At 63.7% G+C, this 2,813-nt stretch carries 4 protein-coding genes; all 4 read left to right on the top strand.

Going from position 1 to position 2,813, the window contains the following annotated elements; translation table 11 throughout:
• The first annotated feature begins 61 nt into the window (after positions 1-61).
• From tnpA to GGR17_RS20075, 4 genes are read left to right on the top strand one after another with little or no spacing between them, the layout of a single operon-like run.
• Positions 62-466 (top strand): IS66-like element accessory protein TnpA, encoded by a 405-nt coding sequence (gene tnpA / locus GGR17_RS20090; protein ID WP_054538607.1) that lies wholly within the window; start codon positions 62-64, stop codon positions 464-466.
• Positions 463-813 carry an IS66 family insertion sequence element accessory protein TnpB gene (gene tnpB / locus GGR17_RS20085; RefSeq protein WP_054538608.1) on the top strand — a complete coding sequence of 117 codons (351 nt, stop codon included), beginning with the start codon at positions 463-465 and terminating at the stop codon, positions 811-813. The genes tnpA and tnpB overlap by 4 nt, the downstream gene beginning before the upstream one ends.
• Before the next feature lie 59 nt (positions 814-872).
• A complete protein-coding gene (tnpC, locus tag GGR17_RS20080) occupies positions 873-2,486 on the top strand; it encodes an IS66 family transposase (RefSeq protein ID WP_054538609.1) in 1,614 nt (537 codons plus the stop codon).
• Complete coding sequence (locus GGR17_RS20075; RefSeq protein ID WP_054540360.1) at positions 2,486-2,785, top strand: hypothetical protein; 300 nt, start codon at positions 2,486-2,488, stop codon at positions 2,783-2,785. Before tnpC ends, GGR17_RS20075 begins: the two co-directional genes overlap by 1 nt.
• Positions 2,786-2,813: the final 28 nt, after the last annotated feature.

Raw genomic sequence — 2,813 nt, 5'->3', positions numbered from 1 at the left:
GTAAGCATCCGCCGAGGGCCGTCTGACCGACCCACCCGGCTGCCTGTAAGAGCATGAAGCTATGACAGATCATAGCTTCATATCCCAAGTAGAGGTTCTTTCGGTCTCGGATACAGGTCGGCGGCGGCGGTGGACCGACGCCGAGAAGGTGCGGATCGTGGAGGAGAGCTACGCGGCGCCGCGGATGGCCGCGGCAACGGCACGACACTACGAGATCTCTCGTTCGCTTCTCACACGGTGGCGTCGCCTGGCCCGTGAGGGCCTTCTGATCGGCAATGGGGACCGGACGCATTTCGCAGCGGTTGCCGTGACGCCGGAAGTCGCCACCGATGCGCAGTGTCGGGCGGATGAGATGAGCCATGATCGGGTGGAGATCATCCTGCCAAACGGACGTCGCCTCGTGACCGCCGCATCGACCGAGACGTCGACCCTTGCGCGGCTCATCCAGGTGGTGGAACGGGCATGATCGCATTTCCGGCAGGCGCAAAGGTGTGGATCGCGGGCGGCGTGACGGACATGCGGAAGGGCATGAACACGCTGGCCTTGCAGGTGCAGCAAGGCCTCGGGCGTGATCCCTATGCCGGGGAGATATTCTGCTTCCGAGGACGCCGTGGCGATCTCGTGAAGCTGCTTTGGCATGATGGGGTCGGCGTGTCGCTCTATATGAAGCGCCTGGAGGCGGGCAAGTTCATCTGGCCGGTCAGCGGCTCGGGCGAGACGGTCCAGATTTCTGCGGCCCAGATCGGCTATCTTCTGGAAGGGATCGACTGGCGTAATCCGCGTTGGACGCAGCGCCCTGCAAAGGTAGGGTAAATATCCTTCAGAGCCCTATTTTATATAGCTTTATTGAGCCGGCATGGTAAATCTTGACCATGTCAGATGCCGCCTCCGAACTCGAGATACTGCGCGCCGAGCTGGCGGCCACAAAGGCCGAACTGGCCCGCTCTAATGCCGTGGTGTCGGCATCAGAAGCGATGATCGCGGGCCTGAAGCTCGAGATCGCGATGCTCAAGCGCGAGAAGTATGGCCGCAGCGCCGAGCGCACTGCTCGGCTCCTCGATCAGCTCGAGTTGCAGCTCGAGGAGTTGGAAACGGCCGCGGCCGAGGATGCCATTCGCGCCGAGCAGGCGGCAGAAAAGGCGACGAAGGTCCGTGCTTTCGATCGGCGCAAGCCCGTCCGCAAGGCGTTCCCCGAGCATCTGCCGCGCGAACGGGTGGTGATCAAGGCGCCGACGGCCTGCGCCTGCTGCGGGTCGGACCGGATCAAGAAGATGGGCGAGGATATCACCGAGACGCTGGAGGTGGTGCCGCGGCAGTGGAAGGTGATCCAGACCGTCCGCGAGAAGTTCACCTGTCGGGATTGCGAGAAGATCTCGCAGCCGCCCGCCCCATTCCACCCCGTTGCGCGGGGATGGGCGGGGCCAAGCCTCCTCGCGATGATCGTGTTCGAGAAGTTCGGGCAGCACCAACCGCTGAACCGCCAGGCCGAACGCTATGCCCGCGAGGGCGTGGAACTCAGCCTCTCCACGCTCGCCGACCAGGTCGGCGCGGTGACCGAGTTGCTGGAGCCGCTGCATACACTGATCGAAGCCCATGTCATGGCCGCAGAGCGGTTACATGGCGATGATACGACGGTCCCGCTGCTGGCCCGGGGCGGCACGAAGACGGCCCGGCTCTGGACCTATGTCCGTGATGATCGGCCCTTTGGCGGCACCGCCCCGCCGGCGGTGGCTTTCCGCTTCTCCCGCGACCGCAGCGGCGAACATCCGACTGGGCATCTCGCGGGCTGGCAGGGCATCCTGCAAGCTGACGCCTATGCCGGATACAACCAGCTCTACGACCCGAAGCGATTACCGGGGACTGTTGTGTCGGCCCTGTGTTGGTCACACGCCCGCCGCAAGTTCTTTGAGCTGGCTGACGTGGAAGGGAATATCCGCAAGGGCAAGGACGCCAAGGAGATCTCCCCGATCGCATTCGAGGCCGTTCGGCGCATCGACGCGCTCTTCGATATCGAGCGCGAGATCAACGGGTTCAATCCGGCGGATCGACTGGAGGCCCGGCAGCGCCTGTCGGCCCCGTTGGTCGAGGATCTGGAGCGTTGGCTGCGCGGCGAACGCGTACTCCTGTCCAAGCACGCCAAGGTAGCCAAGGCGATCGACTATCTGCTGGCGCCGAACCATTGGCCGGGCTTCACCCGGTTCCTCGACGACGGCCGCGTCTGCCTGACCAACAACGCGGCAGAAAGATCGCTACGCGGCGTGGCTCTCGGCAGGAAGTCGTGGCTCTTCGCGGGGTCCGAGCGCGGCGGGCATCGCGCCGCCTTCATGTATTCCCTGATCGGCACCGCGAAGCTGAACGACATTGACCCGCAAGCCTGGCTCGCCGACGTCATCGCCCGCATCTCCGACATGCCGGTCTCGCGCCTGCATGAGTTGCTGCCGTGGGAATGGTCCCAACCTGTCGGGCCGTCGAGGGAAGCCGCATGATGGCACGGGTCACGCAGGTCTACAGCATCGACGAGGTTGCGAGGCGGATCGGGGAAAGCCTGGACCTGATCGAAATCGTCAGTTGGAACGACGACAACATCGACTACGGCGAGATGATCCGCGTCTACAACGGCACCGACGAAAGCCTCGTCACCTTCACCGAGCGCGGCATCGAGTCCCTTCAGGAGCTTCTGGCGGATTTGCGCACGTGGGAGGGCGGCATCCATCAGTTCCTCATCGGCGAACAGTGTGACCCAGACGTCATCGAAACGATCATGGAACACGAGAAAAACACCTGATCCAAGACGGCCTTCGGCGCATGCTTAC

The sequence above is a fragment of the Actibacterium naphthalenivorans genome (assembly GCF_014196965.1).
In the GTDB taxonomy this organism is placed as follows: domain Bacteria; phylum Pseudomonadota; class Alphaproteobacteria; order Rhodobacterales; family Rhodobacteraceae; genus Actibacterium_A; species Actibacterium_A naphthalenivorans.
This window is presented reverse-complemented; position numbering and strand designations above follow the sequence as displayed.